14 protein-coding genes are annotated in these 17890 nt (G+C 51.1%); 8 read left to right on the forward strand and 6 right to left on the reverse strand.

Features of this window, described 5'->3' with window-relative positions; translation table 11 throughout:
• Positions 1-142 precede the first annotated feature (142 nt).
• Positions 143-1999, reverse strand: a complete 1857-nt coding sequence (locus tag SH449x_RS03095; RefSeq protein ID WP_482379854.1) for a ferredoxin — start codon at positions 1997-1999, stop codon at positions 143-145.
• A gap of 258 nt (positions 2000-2257) precedes the next feature.
• Between SH449x_RS03095 and SH449x_RS03100 the strand changes: the two genes are divergently transcribed.
• From SH449x_RS03100 to SH449x_RS03115, 4 genes are read left to right on the forward strand one after another with little or no spacing between them, the layout of a single operon-like run.
• Positions 2258-3589 carry a tetratricopeptide repeat protein gene (locus SH449x_RS03100; protein WP_482379855.1) on the forward strand — a complete coding sequence of 444 codons (1332 nt, stop codon included), beginning with the start codon at positions 2258-2260 and terminating at the stop codon, positions 3587-3589.
• Complete coding sequence (locus tag SH449x_RS03105; RefSeq protein WP_482379856.1) at positions 3586-3894, forward strand: P-II family nitrogen regulator; 309 nt, start codon at positions 3586-3588, stop codon at positions 3892-3894. Before SH449x_RS03100 ends, SH449x_RS03105 begins: the two co-directional genes overlap by 4 nt.
• 12 nt (positions 3895-3906) lie before the next feature.
• Positions 3907-5151 carry a molybdopterin-binding domain-containing protein gene (locus tag SH449x_RS03110; RefSeq protein WP_482379857.1) on the forward strand — a complete coding sequence of 415 codons (1245 nt, stop codon included), beginning with the start codon at positions 3907-3909 and terminating at the stop codon, positions 5149-5151.
• Positions 5148-6800 (forward strand): formylmethanofuran dehydrogenase subunit A, encoded by a 1653-nt coding sequence (locus SH449x_RS03115; RefSeq protein ID WP_482379858.1) that lies wholly within the window; start codon positions 5148-5150, stop codon positions 6798-6800. Before SH449x_RS03110 ends, SH449x_RS03115 begins: the two co-directional genes overlap by 4 nt.
• Before the next feature lie 20 nt (positions 6801-6820).
• Here the strand turns inward: SH449x_RS03115 and SH449x_RS03120 are convergent, their stop codons facing one another.
• Together SH449x_RS03120 and SH449x_RS03125 are read right to left on the reverse strand one after the other, a co-directional pair.
• Positions 6821-7753 carry a D-2-hydroxyacid dehydrogenase gene (locus SH449x_RS03120; RefSeq protein ID WP_482381803.1) on the reverse strand — a complete coding sequence of 311 codons (933 nt, stop codon included), beginning with the start codon at positions 7751-7753 and terminating at the stop codon, positions 6821-6823.
• A 51-nt stretch (positions 7754-7804) separates the two neighbouring features.
• Positions 7805-9535, reverse strand: coding sequence for a hypothetical protein (locus SH449x_RS03125; protein WP_482379859.1), 1731 nt, complete (start codon positions 9533-9535; stop codon positions 7805-7807).
• A 397-nt stretch (positions 9536-9932) separates the two neighbouring features.
• Here SH449x_RS03125 and SH449x_RS03130 point away from each other — a divergent pair, with 397 nt between their 5' ends.
• Positions 9933-10127, forward strand: coding sequence for a hypothetical protein (locus SH449x_RS03130; RefSeq protein ID WP_482379860.1), 195 nt, complete (start codon positions 9933-9935; stop codon positions 10125-10127).
• A gap of 47 nt (positions 10128-10174) precedes the next feature.
• Here the strand turns inward: SH449x_RS03130 and SH449x_RS03135 are convergent, their stop codons facing one another.
• Genes SH449x_RS03135 through SH449x_RS03145 form a run of 3 tightly spaced genes read right to left on the reverse strand, consistent with a single transcriptional unit; the run spans position 10175 to position 14030 of the window.
• Positions 10175-11674, reverse strand: coding sequence for a sugar ABC transporter ATP-binding protein (locus SH449x_RS03135; protein WP_482379861.1), 1500 nt, complete (start codon positions 11672-11674; stop codon positions 10175-10177).
• Positions 11671-12855, reverse strand: coding sequence for an ABC transporter permease (locus SH449x_RS03140; RefSeq protein ID WP_482379862.1), 1185 nt, complete (start codon positions 12853-12855; stop codon positions 11671-11673). The genes SH449x_RS03135 and SH449x_RS03140 overlap by 4 nt, the downstream gene beginning before the upstream one ends.
• Positions 12855-14030, reverse strand: coding sequence for a substrate-binding domain-containing protein (locus SH449x_RS03145; RefSeq protein WP_482379863.1), 1176 nt, complete (start codon positions 14028-14030; stop codon positions 12855-12857). The genes SH449x_RS03140 and SH449x_RS03145 overlap by 1 nt, the downstream gene beginning before the upstream one ends.
• Positions 14031-14254: 224 nt before the next feature.
• Between SH449x_RS03145 and SH449x_RS03150 the strand changes: the two genes are divergently transcribed.
• From SH449x_RS03150 to nadD, 3 genes are all read left to right on the forward strand, one after another.
• A complete protein-coding gene (locus SH449x_RS03150; RefSeq protein WP_482379864.1) occupies positions 14255-15322 on the forward strand; it encodes an RluA family pseudouridine synthase in 1068 nt (355 codons plus the stop codon).
• Positions 15323-15380: 58 nt separating this feature from the next.
• On the forward strand, positions 15381-17111 hold the full coding sequence (gene polX, locus SH449x_RS03155) for a DNA polymerase/3'-5' exonuclease PolX (protein ID WP_482379865.1): 1731 nt from the start codon (positions 15381-15383) through the stop codon (positions 17109-17111).
• A 63-nt stretch (positions 17112-17174) separates the two neighbouring features.
• Positions 17175-17795, forward strand: coding sequence for a nicotinate-nucleotide adenylyltransferase (gene nadD / locus SH449x_RS03160; RefSeq protein WP_482379866.1), 621 nt, complete (start codon positions 17175-17177; stop codon positions 17793-17795).
• Positions 17796-17890 lie beyond the last annotated feature (95 nt).

The raw sequence follows: 17890 nt of genomic DNA on the forward strand, positions 1-17890 counted from the left end.
CGAAGGAGAAAACACCTCGCGACATGATCCGTGAAACCAGGCTCAGAATGCATCGTCGTTCTTTTCTCGCTGGGCAAAGAAAAAGCTCGGGTTACCCCGAGCTTTTTTGCGTTTGGACGTAGAAATTAGCGTATCCGGAATATCAATGACAGCCGCAGCCGGCTGTCCCGACCTGAACTGAACTACCACATCCACAACCGCATCCGTTGGCGGATCCAGTAGTTCCACCTACGACCTGGCCTCCCATCAATGTGGTACTTCCACTAGCGCAGGGATTAAATGTGTAGGGGACCAATTTGGGCACCATCTTGCAAACCTGAACTTGAACTTCCTTGACGACGGGAACCTGAACGCTCACGGTGTAATCCTCCAGAACATCTTCCACAACGGTTTCCATGCGCGTGGCCGTATAGGGCTCGACAACTTGTTGAAGCTCGTTGACCGTATACGTTACATCCTTGGTACGTTTCTCCGTCCGATAGGTGACAACAGGATACGCTTCTTCCTTGGTTTCCTTCTTGTAATTCACAACCTTGCGGGTTCGAGTTCGCTCTTCATCGACGTAGCTCACTACTTTGCGAGTTCTGACTCGGTCTTCGCTGACATAGTCCACAACCTTCTTGGTTCCAGTTCTGGTTTCTGGACGATAAACCAAATAAGTGCACTCGTATGGTACCTCGGTGGATTGTTGTTCGTAGACCGTGTAGGCCATCTCTTCCGTCACGACTTCGTTGGTTGCAACTTGAATCTCTTCGGTGACAACATTCGGCACCCAAACGCGACGAGTTGTCGTGACCGGCGCGGCATTGACAACGGTGCTGTTACCGCATGCATCTCCGGCAGTGGTTCCAACAACATACGAACCAACGCCGTTGCAGCTAGAGGAAATGGTAGTGGTATGAAATGCATTTCCGCAACCACAGCCCGTCGAACACGACGGCACGGCAGGACGCCCGCAGCGAACGAGCGGCCGGCAGCGATTTGCAGCAACCGGAGCACAGCCTGTGGTGCCGGATGCGAACATTGCAGAACCGCAACCTCCCCCGACAACAGCGCTCGAAATCTGCCCGCAACCCAATTCTGCGGGAGCAGCCGAAACGGAGTACCCAGATCCAGCAACCTCTTCTACAACCGTTTCCCAGTGTCCATAATCCTTGGTCACGGTTTGCGTTGTGTACTTGGGCACGGTTCGTTGGACGCTTCTTGTTTTAACAACTGGAACGGCGTTTGTAACGGTCTGCATCTTTGTAACAGATTCCGTTTGTGGAACGTAAACGGTGTAAGTAAAGTTCTCATCCCTAAGCTGCGGCACCTTGACCTGATAGGTTTCTTGGACCTCACTTATAACCGGCACTTTAACCTTGTAGGTATCCGTTACATCTGACCATTCAGGCACAGTGACGTTGACGCTTACTGTCTTGGTGGATTGCTCAGGTACCAATACGGAATACTCGACCGTTTTTGTTTCCGTTCGTGGTACCGTTACCGATTTGATTCTGTAATCTTCATAGGTAACCGGCACGCTCTTGGACACTTGACGAACGCGTTGCTTGGTCTCCTGGCGAACTTCCGTTGTGTTAATGTATTGGGTCTCGGTCACAAAGGTGGATTCCATGACCGTTCGGTAGCCCGTGATGGGCTCACAAAGAACTTGAGGCGCAGGCGTAATAGCTTGTGCGCTTGGGCCCGTCACAACTCCGCTCATTTGTACCGCCGGAGCCATGGTCGGTGCCATGGTTACAGGCGATGCATACACGATTCCAGTGCACGCTGAGGAACCATAATAAGCATTGCCAGCGTACGAGCCGTCAACGCCTACATAACCACAAGCGTTAACGCTAGGCTGGGCTAAGGTCGGGCCGCAAACTGGCGCGTAAGAAACGCTGTGTCTGGTCCGGCAAGGATCGCTACATCCACCGCATCGAAATCCAGCATGCGAGATGCTCCCTAGGGCAAGGACCAACGGCAATGCCGCATAAAATCGAATTCGATGTTTCATCCAGATGTCTCCAACAAGTTGCAAATACAATGACTGATAAGGAATGTACGGATTTTTCCGATGATGTGACTCTAATTCCGATTCCCTAAGGTTCAAGTTGCGGGCTGGAGGACAGGTGGATTTTTGTCGGAATATCACAATTCCAGGAGGTCAGGCAAGAATCTGAGATCTAGCTCTCGGAATTCGACGATACGATAATAGGTGTTCGTTAACCCAGACCTATTCGCTCTGTTAATACTGTAAATCCTGGCCAATTCGATGAAATTTTTGAACCGATCGGAGCTTCGAACCTCGCTATTTCTTGGCTGCTTTGCCGTTTTGGCTGCTTCTCCTGCATCCGTTTGGGGACAGGAGCAACTGGAAAGCACGGCGTCCCGTGCCTCGCAAGCTCCCGAGCAGCCACCTATACCAGCTGAACCTTTCGTTTCACGGGTCGAATTGCGACTCACGATAGGCGAGAAGGAGGTAGACGTGATCGAGCGAGGTGATTTGGTCACGATTCTCGAGGATCGCGGACACCGCTACCTTGTTCGTACCTTCCGAGGTGTGAAAGGGGTTGTAGACAAAGTTAATCTTTCGACGTTGGCGGAGTCTGTCGAGGTCTACGATGAGTTGATTCGGGAGCAGCCAACCATCGGGCGTCTCTACACATTAAGAGCTGGTGCCCAATGGGCTCGTGGGGCGGGCGACCAGGCCCTTAAGGACTTTGATGAAGCGATCAAGCTGGGATACGATACCGCGAACGCCTACTCAAGCCGGGCTCTGTTTCTGTCAGCCACGCAAGAATACGAACGAGCCATAGAGGACTTCACCGTCGCCATTACCAAGGGGGAAAAGAACGAAGCGAACTTCATCAATCGGGCTGCCGCCTACATGCAACGGAATCAGCTTGACAATGCAATCGCTGACTACTCCGCAGCCTTGACAATGAATGAAAACAACGCAGGCACTCTGCAACAAAGAGGAACCGCCTACAAAATAAAAGGTGATTTGGAGAAAGCAGTCGAAGACTTTTCCAAAGCCATCGTACTCAGCCCTAAGTTTATTCCCGCAATCATGGGACGTGGCTACCTATACTTTCAACAAGGCGACCACCAGAAAGCGATCGCTGATTTTACACGGGTGATCGAGCTTAACGAGAAGGCATCGGTCGCGTACAACAACCGAGGCTATAATCTTCAGCTCGTGGGCAAGGAGCGAGAGGCGCTGCTGGATTTTGAGAAATCGATCCTCTTGGAGCCCAGTTATGCGTTGGCTCATCAGAATTTGGCATGGCTTTTGGCTACCAGCACCGACTTAACCCTTCGTAATCCCACCCGGGCAATCGAATCTGCCAAAAAGGCTTGCGATCTCAATCAGTATAATGACCTGAGCGATCTAGCCGCCTTAGCCGCTGCCCATGCGTCCGCGAAACAGTTCGACTTAGCCATCGGGATCCAAGAGAAGATTGTCGAGCGAGCCCCGGGGGAACAAAAGGGTCTTGCAAAGAAACTGCTGGAACTCTACCGCGAAAATAAACCTTTCGATCCACAAGTTGCGACGGAAATCGCAACAGAGAAACCATCACTCGAAACGCCATCAAAAGAATGAAGATTGTGATCGCGGTGGTTCGGCCCTATGTGGCAGAATCCCTTCTCGAAAACCTGCGTTTCGCACCGCTTGAGGCATTGCAGGTGGCTGAGGTTAAAGGATTCGGACGTCAAAAAAGCTATTTGGATCAGTATTCCGCGACCGAGTTCTCTTTAGCATTTCTCCCCAAGATTGAGCTCACCTTGTTTGTTGATGACATGAGAGTGGAAGAAGTCGTTCAAGTTATCGTGAACACCACTCGAAGTGGTAGAATGGGCGATGGCAAAGTTATCATTCTCAATGCGGACGACCGCACTCCTACCTAGACAACCCCATCCATGACTTGTCCCTTTTGCTCGCTACTCTGCGACGATCCGTCGATTCTCGACGCATGTCCATTGAGACTACAGTTGCTACGAACTGTTCAATCTAGGAGTACCGAAACCCGCGCAGCCAACTTAGCGGAAACTAGCTGCACTTCCGACTATGAAGTTAAACGCACCCTTGCAAACAAGTGGCTCAGCGAGGCCGATTCCATCATGTTGACCGGTCGAATCAGCTCCGTAGAATCCGCACGAGCCGCAATCGCCTTCGCCCGTAGGCATAACGCCACCATCGATTTTTCCGACCAAGGTGCTTCGATGGATTTGGCGTTAGCGACTAGCCGTACAGGTGGTGTTACGGTGTCGCTAGCGGAGGTGAGAGATCTGAGCGATGTCCTCTTCGTGCTCGGGAATGACGAACTTTTGGAACTCTTTCCCAATTTTCCAGCAATCTTGTCAAAACCGGGACGTAGACCTCTCGTTGTTCTGCACGGCCAACATAGTGACTCGAACGCAGCCAGATGGAAAGATCGATTCGATGAGGTTTGGAGGATCGATTCTCCTATCCAACGAATACCGACGGCACTAGATAGCTTTTTCTCCGTGCCTTACATGCATTCACAAGAGCCTGCCTTCTCCGAGCTATCCGCCACCGGCCCCTTGCTAAAGAGGTTGCGTTCTGCAAATTACATAAGTCTACTATGGTCTCCTCGTTCCCTCGATCCAGCGAATCGTTCTGTGTGGATAGAACGGCTGCTGGAACATCAAACGAAATGGAACGAGTCACGACGTGTGGGAGCTCTGGGACTGGCAGGTCAAGATGCCGTTTTTCAGAATGTCTGCTTGTGGACGACAGGTTATCCTGGACGAGTTTCTTTCCAAGCCGAGTCGGTCGAGTATGATCCGATCGTAAACAATGTCTCTCGTTGGATTTCGGAACACGAAAATGCACCGGGCTCTCTTTTGATTGTATTGGATGAGACAGCTCACATGGATAATGATTGGCTGAGCAGTTTGACTAGGAATTTCCAAGGTCGCAGGATTGTTGCAGTTCCACGTTCACGGGAGATTTTGCCCGAAAATGCCCCAGAGGAATTGAGACATAGCGTTCGATTCGAATTACAAATTGCTGGAGTTGATCGACCGGCGGACATGCTGAGAGCGGATCAAGTTGTAATGGCTCGCGTTGCACCCAAAGGGGAGTCCGTTTCAGCACACGCCCCTTCTATTTCGCAGTGGCTAGAGGAACTAGATCAATGATTACTCGTTTGCGAAATGGCACATTATTGGACGGTAATCGATCGGAAGAATCGGATTTATATCTCGTCGATGGTCTCATCCAGGACTCTATCCCATCGAATCGGAAAATCGATGCCGATTATGACGTTGCCGGATGTATCGTGACCCCAGGCGGTATCGATTTGCACACCCACATAGGCGGTGGCAAGATCAATTTGGCGAGGCTGCTTTTGCCAGAACTCGTTAAGCACCCAACGTCTCTTGAGGTGGAGGCGCATGGCGTTAGACCACTCACCGCACCGGTCCCAAATGCTTGGGAAACGGGATTGAGGTACCTGCAGATGGGCTATACCACATGCTTGGAGCCCGCCGTTCTGCCTGCCAATGCCAGAATGGCCCATACAGAGATGTCAGACGTACCATGGCTGGATACCGGCGGATATCTTTTGCTGGGAAATGACCGACTTCTTCTAGAATGGATCGCAAGTGGAGCCCCGCAAAGTCAGATTACCAACTACGTCGGCTGGATGCTCACCGCTCATCAGTGTTGTGGGATCAAGGTTGTCAATGCAGGTGGAATCGACGCGTTCAAATTCAACGCTAGGCATCTGGATGTTGACCAAACACACCCTCGCCTACCAATCACCCCACGCACAGTCTTAAAGGTATTGTCGCAAGCGGTTGAGGAACTAGGGTTATCCCACCCGCTGCACGTGCATTGCAGCAATCTTGGAGTGGCGGGAAACATCGAATCCACGCTTGCTACGCTCGAAGCTGTCGAAGGGCGTCGTATCCATTTAACGCACGCTCAGTATCACTGCTATGGTAAAGAAGGCAAGCACGGCTTTAGCTCGGAAGCCTATCGCCTTGCCGAGTATGTGAACTGGAATCCTCAGGTGACTATCGATATCGGACAAGTCGTTTTTGGGCAGACGGTAACTCTGTCGGCGGATTCAATGCACCAATTCGACAACCGGAACCATGCAAAACCAAGGAAAGTCATTTTCCAAGATCTCGAATGTCAGGCAGGCTGTGGGGTTGTGCCTTTTCGGTACCGCGACAATCAATATGTTCACGGATTACAGTGGACGATTGGTTTAGAATTGAGTTTACGAATACTTGATCCGACGCGTGTCTTTCTGACAACCGATCATCCTAACGGGGGGCCATTTACCTCTTATCCACATTTGATACGACTGCTAATGGATTACGATTATCGCATGTCGATCTTCGATCAATTGCACCTTGATGTTAAGGAAATGAGTCCATTACCATCTCTGAAACGGGAATACAGCTTGCAAGAGATCATTGCAATGACCAGAAATGGGCCAGCCAAGAGTTTAGGTCTAATGGATCGAGGCTCAATCGCTGCGGGCACCGTGGGGGATGTCGTTGTCTATGAACGCAATTCGAATCCAGAGAGCATGTTCTCGTCCCCTAAAATGGTATTCCGACATGGGGAATTGGTTTGCCGAGACGGAACTCCACTTAAAGGCTCTTGCAAGAGAACGATTGTAGCGAAACCGGAAATCGACTCCCTTTTTGAACAGTGGCTTGCACCGCAGTGGCGCGATCAATACGGGTACTCAATTTCGATGACAAAAATCGCACATGATGAGCTCTTAGAGCGAGGTCGAGGCGTTTCAATGGCAAGCTTAAGATTAAGTTAGGCGAGCTACTGTTGAGTCATTTATCTGCTTTGACGGTAAAGCACGCTTGGATGGGGAAAGCCTAATCGTTTATCAACAATATTGAAAAGGGGTTGGCCTGCGAAATAACGCCTTAGATTCTCACATATCAAATCCGTGGTATCATCCGTTCGCAGTTTGGCTTGTGCACCCACGTGCGGGGTGATTAATACGTTAGGGAAATCCCACAGTGGGCTCGATACAGGCAAGGGCTCCACGTCCGTCACGTCTAGCCCAACACCCGCTAGATGACCGTTCGCAATCGATTTGCACAGATCTGCTTCGTTAACACAGCTACCACGTGCGACATTGATAAGATAGGAGCCCTTAGGCATCGCGGCGAGGATCGAACCATCAATGCACCCCCGCGTGGATGCATTAAGTGGCAAGGTCAGGATGAGAACCTCGGACCACGCAGCTAATTCTGCCAACTCGGTATGGGGCAGCAGATCCAGGAGTTTATCTGGTTTGTCTTCAGGAAAGTAATCAGTGGCTCGAATGGAATTGGAAAACGGAGCGAGTACGTCCACAAGTCTGCGACCGTTTCCGCCCATGCCTACGATTCCAATTTTCTTGCCATGCAAATCGTCGGTCGGCCGCCTTACAAATTCTTTCTTTTGCCATTGGCGATAAAAGATAGGTATGCCACGTAGCAAGCCGAGCAGCAGAGCTAAAGTCTGCTCGGCAACTTGATTGGCAAACAAGCCCGACGCACTACACACCGTTATCGGACTGTCGATCACCGAGGGAGCAAGGCAATGATCGAGCCCAGCAGCCGAGGACTGTATGAAACGCAGTTTGCCTGCCGCCACTACCTTATCCCAGGCGACCGGTACTTTTGCGTGGCCAACGAAAATATCGGCTTCAAAGATCAACTCGGGAATGGAATCCTGGGTAGCTTCGATGAAACTGCAATCCGGAGCTGCAGCCTGCATCCGGATTCGGTGTCGATCCTCGACAGGGAAGCAATAAACAATTGTGGTCAATTAGGCCAAGTCTCTATCTTCAAAAAGTAACAAACCGAGCAATGTGGCTCCGACGCCATAAATGGCGGTGTAAATGAACAAACTTGCTATGACGACCCAAGGAATCGTTACTTCCGCATCGATTGCCGCTTCCATCGAGAATAGATTCAAATTGGGAACGACGGCCGAGATCAATTGCGAGAAGAACTCAACAAGTGGTAGGCCACCGGCGGCCGACTCCATGATTACAGGGGTCAAATGCCCAAGTACATATAACGAAGCACAGACCGCAAGGTTGGTTAGCAATGAGACTCGTGTGCCGATGGCCACCGATATGGCCCCGAGAACAAGACACTCTAAAAACGCTAAACCAAGGCCGGGAACCGTTTGTAGCATTTCAAAGTGACATACTTGCCATACAGGGGCCTCTTTCGAGTTTTCTCGAGCTTCGTAGATTGGCTTAAAGGCAACGCAAAACAACTCCACCGAGCCAAGGATCAGGAACATTAGCATGATTAACCAGCCGATTCCAAGGATCTTACCGATGATAAACGATCTGCGGTGAATCGGCTTGCTCAACAACGTAAGAGCCGTCCTTCCTTCAATTTCTTCGCTAACCGAAGTACTAGCTGACCAAACAGCTTGGAAAATGGAAACGACGAGAATTAATATGATACCGCAGTCCTTGAGCAGCTTGATGTCTTCACCGAAAGTGTTGAACGGCAGGAAGACGAATAGCAAAATCGCAAGTGCGACGATAACGACGAGGATCTTGGGGAGAGGTTGCGACAACTCGCTCTTAGCAGTGGACAACGCGATCGCAGCGATCTTTGGCGATACACCTTGCATAAGAAAAAATGACAAACCGAACAGGAAGACAAACAGGGCAAACAACAGAATTGTGAAGGCCTCAGGGACCGGGGGGATAGACATGATCGTGATCTTTAGTTCGGCAGGATCGACCTCTTCATTCTGCGCGAATACTTCAGCGTCCATTGCAAGAGGCAATAGCGATTTGGCAGGCCCCATCATCCGATCCCAATAACGAGGGGAATCAGGCTCGATGGTTACGGTCGAAAACTTCAGCTGATCAATTTCGGAGGCATCACCCAGAATTACGCGACGGTTGGATTCGATTGCCACCTGCCCAAGCGTTTCTGCAGAATAGATAAGGTCGATTTTCTCGAACTTACGATCGTCGTCTGATCCCGCACCTGGGAGGGTAAAGGTGAAATACTGAGTCGACGGTTTGAGCAATTGTGGGATGCTCGCGAAAGCGTCCAGCGGACGATCGAACAGAGGAGTCGCTGCTATTCCAATAACGGCGACCGCGCCTAAAACGGAGAGCATTGCTCCACCAATACCCTCAAAGAGCAAGGCTTTGAGCTCCCCAAAGAATCGATCGGTCGAGCAATAAAGCGTCGCCCATACGACGATCCCGATCATGCAGGTCATTGCGACCGAGATCATTCCCAATTCGCTTGAGACCTCAGCCTCATTAACCAAGAGCAAATACCCAGCAATCCCTGCCCCCATAGCAAGAGTGATCCCGAGGGCGACCCAATTTAGAGCCCCACTGCTACGAAACCGATCCAGGCCCTTCAGTGCCCCCTTCAGAGCGAAGCAGATCGCCAAAAACACCATTAAAGCTACTAATCCCGCAGCGACCCCAACGCCGACGAACCACATCGGAGTCAGCCATTTGGCCATCCAGAAATCAGAGGCCGCGAATAAAGATTGGGAAAGTACCATAGATTGTCTTGGGATATAAGCAGATGGGAACAACGGAAATATTCGAGCAGGTACGAAGCACAGCATAACTAGGTTCGCAGAATAGCCAATAGTTTCTTTTGCAGTAGACCTATCGGGGAGATTGGGGGGCCTTCCCAACCAGTCAGAACAGTATAACCGGATTTTCGCCAGGTAGCTCTCCCCCACCATGCGCTGGATAATGCGATCAAAAAATCGCTCTTCTTCAAGATTTGCTAGGGTGCTGGTTCTCCGGAGGATATTGCAGAAAACAGGGAGCTGAATCGGTACAATAAGCATCGGATTGTCGGTATACCGATGCAACAGTTCGTTTGGAGGGCGTTAGGACAGATGACTACAATTTAGGGATACTCTGCAACAAATCGAATGGGAGAAGAATATGCCATACGTCACTTCAATTGAAAGAATTGCGAAAGACGAAGGAAGAAGCGAAGGCAAGATTGAAGGCAAGATCCAGTTACTTCAAGAATTGCTCGGCATGAGCGTGCTGTCCGATGAGCAGCTTGAGCAGATGAGCCCTCAGCAGCTGCAGGAATTGTTTGTCTCGCTACGCCAAAGGGTGGATGCTCGATAAATCATCTGGCCCGTATCAAGATCGAAGCTCCGGATTTCGTATATCAACTACGACGTGGCGGCTCGAATAATACTGTCTTGAGTCGCATCTTTCCGATCGAACATAGCAGCCTGCCGTCCCTCGTTGAGGACCATGATTCGATCGCTCAACGTTAAAACCTCTGGCAATTCACTGCTGGTCACGATGACTCCCAAGCCGCCTGCACAAAGCTCGCGAATAATGCGATAGAGTTCTGCTTTGGCGCCCACATCCACACCTCGCGTGGGATCGTCCAGCAACAAAATTTTAGGATCGGTAAGCAGCCAGCGTCCTACGATACACTTCTGCTGATTGCCGCCGCTCAATCCCGTAATCGCAGACCGCAATCCGGCTGTCTTCACCTTGAGCTTATCTACCATTCGGCTACCAAGCCCGTTTTCGGCTCGACGGCTCAACAGACCGCTCGACTGTGCCTGCTTTAACGCGCACATCGAGATGTTTTGCCCGACATCCATCGCCGGAAACAATCCCAGCCTTTTGCGATCCTCCGTTACCAAAGCCATTCCATGTCGCATGGCTTCCGACGGGTGCCGAAAGCGAACCTCTTTTCCATCAACCTGTATAGAACCAGTCGGCGGAATGATCGACGCACCAAATAATGCTTCTAACAACTCAGTACGCCCAGCCCCCATCAATCCCGCTATCCCAAGCACCTCTCCTCGACGCAAATCAAAGGATATCTCTTTGAGTCGATACCCCCGCGCGTGCCCGGGCCATGCCAGCCCCAGATTCTTCACCGAAAGGACAATTTCGCCCGGCGTGCGATTCGTCGTAACATCCGTTTCGGCGGCCAGCTCTCGCCCTACCATGCTCTGCGTAATGCGATCAGCGTTGGTTTCCGAGGTCTCCACCGTTTCGATAAAGCGGCCATCGCGGAGAACGGTGATCCGATCGGACAATCGGAAGACCTCTTCCATTTTATGAGAGATGTAGACGATTGTTGTCCCGCGAGCTTGAAGCTTGTCTATGACGCGATAAAGCCTGGCGACTTCGGATTCGGTTAGAGCACTGGTCGGCTCATCCATGATCAGCAATCGACTGTTGAGGCTTAACGCCTTTGCGATCTCAACCAATTGTTGATCACCAACCCTCAATGCACCCGCCCGAGTTCGCGGATCAATATTGCACTCGAGATCCTGAAGCAACTCGCCAGCCCGACGCACCATCTGTCTTTCATCCCGGAGCCCCCAGCTGTTCCTCGCTTCACGGCCTAGAAATATATTCGCAGCGACCGATAGCTGCTCGACTAGATTCAGCTCTTGATGAATGATGCTGATCCCCGCTCGCTCAGCGTCTCGGGTCCCGCGGAATCGAACCGCTTCACCATTGATTTCGATCGTGCCATCATAGTCGGTGTAAACCCCCGACAAGATCTTCATCAACGTACTTTTGCCCGCACCATTCTCTCCGCAGATCGCGTGCAGCTCACCATCGCGAAAGTCAAAGCTGATATCCTTTAAGGCTTGGACTCCGGGAAATGACTTACCAATACCGCGAAGCGAAATCATCGATTGCCTCGCGACTCGAAGACCTTCCAGCCCCCCAGAACAATGATCACCACCGGGATCGCGCCGATCGCAAAAGCCGGCCCTCTGGTGGTCAGCATCAGAAACGCTGTCGTCGCCGTTAAAATGCCTACCGACCAAACTCCCATCCAACCTGGAAAGATCTTGCGTCCTGAGGCGCGGAATTGGTTGAGCTGGCTAAACGTTACAGCAATCACCACTACCAAACCGACGATCAACCCTTCCCAAATGTCAGCACCGGTCTTGATAATCTTGGAAACGGAGTCGATGACGATTCGCAAAAAGAGTGCACCTAATAATGCACCACTGACGGTACCGACACCTCCCTGCAAACTGCAACCACCAACTACGGCAGCTGCAATGGCCCGGAGCTCGTGCCCTTGTCCTTGTGTCACCGGAGCAGAAACACCTTCGTTGGCGAGATAAAACACACCAGCCAAACTGGCCGTCATGGCACCAAAAACGTAGGCGAACCACTTCAACCGATCCGTTCTTATCCCGCTCAGCTTGGCCGCTTGCTCGTTGCCCCCCATGGCGTAGACGTGCCGCCCTAGGACTGTCCAGGACATGACTATCCAAGTCACGAATGCCAAACAGCACAGCACCACGATCCAGATCCAAACTTGTTGGGGATCGGAGAACCAAGTGAAAAACTGCTGCTCGACGACGATCTGAGCCTTCTTGCTGCCAACGAACGTTATGGTTGTAAACTCACAAAGAATTCGGGCCAAAGATCTCAGCCCCACCAAGGTCGATAGCGTCGCCACAAAGGGTGGTAATCCGATACAGGTCACCAGCCACGCGTGCAGGGTTCCGACCAAAAAACCAGAGAAGAGTCCCGCACTGATCCCAAGTATCACGATGGACCATTCGGGAAACCCCGCCGTAACGCTCCAGTTCTTCAATGCCAGCATGGTGCATGCGATAACAGCTCCGCTAAATGCAATCATGGATCCCGCTGATAGATCGATACCGCCGGATACAATAACCACCATCGCACCGAGAGCAAAGATACCTAACAGCGCCGTCTGCCTACCAATCTCAACCGCATTGACCTGTGGATTGGTCGCGTAAGAGTGGTTGCTATCCAGCACGACTGTAATCGCCAATACCGAAAGGATGGCGATCACTAGAGCAATCTCGTTGAATCGGAAACCGGACATTAGGAACTCTTCAATCCGTACTTAGCGAGCCAATCCTTGAACTGATCAAGGGTCATGAATTCGACGACTTCGGTATCAAAGTCCTCTTTCGTTAAAGGGGAGCCGCTGTTGGGAACAACGACTCGTAGCCCGGTTGTGTATATGTCACCGTTCTCTTGCTCTAGGTTTGGATACATCTCCTTTTGGGTAGCCTCGTCATCGGTAACCATCGCCTTCATCAGACGCACAGCTTGATAGCCCATGTCGAAAGGGTTCTGGACCATCATGGCATCGATAAAGCCATCTTCCATTTCCCGGATCGCTTGCTCTTGAGCATCGAAGGTCACGACGACAGTCTTGTCCTTTATCTTTGCAGCCTTAACTGCCTTGGCGATAGCGGGGGCGTTGTAAGCCCAAATCCCAACCAATGCAACAAGTTCCTTTTGATGATTCTGAATGGCATTGCGAACGTTCTCTTGGGCACGGCTCAAGTCGGTTTCATCGCTGACGCGATCGATTTCTTTGAATGCTTCGGAAACGCCTGCCTTGAACCCATCCATGCGTCGACGTGCATTGTCGTTATCGGTGTAACCAACAAACTGGACATAGCCTCCGCTCGTTACTCCTTTTGAACTTAACAGCTTTTGAGCTGCCTTTCCGAGCTCACGACCAGCGATCACATTGTCGGTTCCGATATAGTATTTGCGAGTGGCTCGATACTTGGAGTGCAACATGTCCCCATCGACCGTTATGACTTTGACGTTCTTAGCCTTGAGTTGCTCAAGCTCTGATGCGATAGACGGGTTATCAGCAGAAATCGCCGAAACCGCTACAGCGGCAACATCATTTTGGGTACCAATCTGCCGAAGCTTATCGATTTGCCCTTTTATGGAGCCATCTGGAACCTCCATCACTGCTTTGTAGCCGATCGATGCCAGTTCCAGGTCCTTGTCGGCCGTCTCCAGCCCCTTGCGACATGCATCCCAGAAGGGGTCGTCCGTGTTGACAACAAAAATCAGTCGCTTTGTGCCAGCAGCCCCCCCCTTGGACCCAGAATCCGCTGACTGAGAATCGCTGGGTTGATTGCAGCCAACCGTGAATACAACCGCTGAAATGGCCATTAGCCATAATGTGCTCAAGTGTTTCATTGATGGACCATCTGCGTCATCGACGCGTGGAAGGATAGGTTCAGACACAAAACGAAGCTCTAATGGTAGTTTTGCAATCCCTAAGTGACAAGCACTCATAGCGCTCGAACTATTCAGTATTGTGATTAGAATGGAGGGAGTGGAAAAAATGTGATTTTCGATGGTTGCTTTTCGAAGCGATTTGACAACATTTCTTAGTACTGTGATCCGTTTTGTGACAAAACGTGCCGCTTGTACTGACTGTAACAACCAATATCGGCAATGAACCCTACATGAAAGAATCCGAAAAATTCGTCTTGATCCACCCCACCGAGCAAGACGTTGGACGCACGCTCTCCAACGTGCTCAAGGAGCGATTGTCCGGACAATCCTGGGGGGACGTACGCACCGCCATTCTGAAGCGAAAAGTTCAGATCAATGGCAACCTGTGCATGGATGCCGCTCGCAAGCTAACAATCAAAGATGTCATCAAAGTATGGAGAGAGTCGCTTCCCAAACCGGTTGAGCCAACCGCGATCAAATTCGCGCATGTTGACGATTTTCTCGTCGTTGTGGAGAAACCACCCGGAATTACCTCAACTAGACATTTCGAAGAGCGCAATCTCTCGAAAACGCGGCGACAGTTACAGCCGACGTTGGAGGAACTATTACCTGATGCGTTGGCGACCCATTTTCAATCGTTTGTAAAAAAGTCTACCACTAGCAACAAACGTGGCCCGATGCAACGAAAGAGTCATGAATCGATTCGGCAATACGAGCATCGTATCAAACGATATGCGGTGATCGCAGTTCATAGACTAGATCGTGACACGAGCGGATTGATGATCTTCGCGCGAACCCCCACCATTGCCGAATCACTCGGACGCATGTTTCGCAAACATGAGGTGGTACGGAAGTACCACGCGGTCGTCAAAGGGCACCCGACCGCCCAGACCTTCGACAACATCTTGGTCCGTGATCGAGGTGATGGTGTTCGGGGCAGCAAACGGAGCGAGGAACCAGATCGCACCGAACAACGGGCCGTTACGCATGTCAAGCCGATCGAGACCATTGGTGATTACTCGTTGGTGGAATGCCAGTTAGAAACAGGGCGAACGCACCAAATTCGAATCCACCTTTCAGAAGCCGGCTTTCCCCTTTGCGGTGATCCGATTTACAACAAGCTGCTCAGTGGTGAACGCGTTGAGGACAAGAGTGGGGCTCCGCGCCAAGCCCTGCATTCGGCAACACTAGAATTTCGCCATCCGGTTTCCAGCGAGTTGCTAAAGTTTCGGATGCCCTGGCCGTCAGACCTTTATAAGTGGCTACAATCTCTGCGTGCTCAAAGCAAGGGAGCCTAACCAGAAAAGTTTACACGTACGGAGTTCCTTTCCTGAGGAACCGAAACCTACCATCATCGTGATTACTAACGCAGAGATCGCAGCCGCTTTTGAGGAAATGGCTGATTTATTGGAGCTATCAGGGGAGAACGCTTTTCGCATTCGCGCCTATCGCAACGGATCGCGAGCCATAGCAGAAGGGAGCGAATCGATCGCTCAATGGGTTCTCGATGGCAAAGATCTGACCACGATCGACGGAATCGGTTCCACGTTAGCAGAAAAAACCGCTGTGTTGGTCAAAACGGGCGGCTTGCCACAACTCGAGACTCTGCGGGAAAAAGTTCCACCGACGCTTCGCGACATCATGACCATACCGGGCGTAGGTGCCAAAAAAGCCATGAAGCTTTATGCGGAGCTCGCAATCAAAGATCTTCCATCACTGAGAGCGGCTTGCGAGTCCGGTTTGGTGGCCGGCTTAAAGGGCTTCGGCGAGAAAACGCAAGCTGCTATTCTTCAAAACATGGAGATCGCAGAAAAGGCGACACAACGACTGCTCATGGATCGAGCCGATGTCCTGGTCGGCCGTATTCGATCTTACATGAGTTCCTGCGGGGCGATCTCGCAAATGGAATTTGCGGGGAGCTACCGTCGAGGCAAAGAGACGGTCGGTGACTTGGATTTGCTGGTCACCAGTGTGAACCCTGCAGAGGTTATGGATCACTTTGCGAAACTTCCCATCATTTTGGAAGTGATCCAGCGTGGCGATACCAAGATGAGCGTTCGGGTGACCGATTCCTTTCAAGTCGACTTGAGAGTGGTCGACGAATCGAGTTGGGGGGCAGCCCTCCAGTATTTTACTGGCAGCAAGGAACACAACGTTCACATTCGGGGCCTGGCCAAAGCGAAAGGTCTTAAAGTCAACGAATATGGTGTCTACAAGATTGAAGACGAAACGCACCCTGTCGCGGGACGAACCGAGGAGGAGATCTATCACCTGCTCGGTTTGCCATGGGTACCGCCAGAGCTTCGCGAGGATCGAATCGAATTCCAGCCCGATGCCAAGGATTGGATCGACGGATTGATCCAGATAAGTGACATTCGCGGTGATCTGCACATGCACACCACCGCCACGGATGGCGAGAACAGTATCGAAGAAATGGCGACTGCAGCCGCGACGAGAGGATTGGAATACATCGCTATCACCGATCATTCCAAACGAGTTAGCATGGCGCGAGGACTCGATGAAACGAGGCTGAGGATCCAGTGGGAAGAGATCGATCAATTCAATCGTGATGGAAACTGTACGTGCTGGGTCTTTAAAGGGGTTGAGTGCGATATTCTAGAGAATGGTGAGATGGATATAAGCGATGAGTGCCTGGCACACGCCGATTGGGTAACCGCCAGCATCCATTACGGTCAAAAGCAACCCCGCGAACAAATCACGCAACGCATTTTGAATGCCATTCGAAACCCAAACATTCATGCCATTTCCCACCCAACGGGACGATTGATTTCCAGGCGCGAACCGTACGATGTCGACATGAAAGTGATCATGGAGGCGGCCAAGGAGCACGGCAAAATTTTGGAACTCAATGCGAACCCATATCGCTTGGATTTGAGCGACGTGCACACGCTAGCCGCTATCAAGCTAGGAATCGCGATTGCAATCAACACCGACGCCCATTCGATATCCAATTTGGATTTGCTAAAGTACGGCATTTTGCAAGCACGTCGGGCTGGGGTTCAACCATCCATGGTGATCAACACATTGCCCCTTGAGAAAATCAAGCAACGGCTGCAGAAATCGTAGTCGTTCAATCTTGCATTACTTTTCAAATTGCATTGATTAATCGGTGCAATGGAGTGTTTAAAAATGAAGATGGGAATATTCGGTGGTTCCTTTGATCCCATACATCACGGCCACTTGATCTTGGCCGAGTCTGCATGCGAATACTTGGGGTTGGATCAAATTCGATTCATCCCTGCACATATTTCGCCGCTAAAGCAGGATCGGCAACCAACGGAAGACAAGCATCGCGTAGAAATGGTTCGACTGGCGATTAACGGCAACGCCCATTTCGCACTCGACACGCGAGAACTCGACCGGGGAGGTGTTAGCTACACCGTCGATACGATGAGATCGCTCAAAATGGAGTACCCTGAAGCCGAGTTATGGCTTTTGATGGGAGCAGATAGCTTGGGCGATTTGAAAAAATGGAAGTCTCCTGAGCAACTACTGGAACTTGTACGGCTCGCGGTAATGGCAAGACCGGATAGTAACGGAGTGATTGCCGACTTAGATTGGAGCGAGGCTGAGGGGATGCTGTCTCCGCAGCTCAAGGAGCGAGGCGTGGGTCGTCCTATCCCAGCCCCTGCTATACAAATCAGCTCAACGGAATTGCGACAACGATGTCGGGAAGGCCGATCGATACGTTACCAAGTCCCCGCAGCAGTGGATGCTTACATTCGGCAGCACAATCTCTATCGCACCTAGTAGTCAATGAATCTGGTTGATTGCCATGCGATGGATGGCACAATGTGACGATCCCAAAGGCGGTCAACGCCATCTCGATTAAAGAGACCTTCTTT

The organism is Brakhagea baltica, from assembly GCF_052161605.1.
Lineage (GTDB): Bacteria > Planctomycetota > Planctomycetia > Pirellulales > Pirellulaceae > JBKCUI01.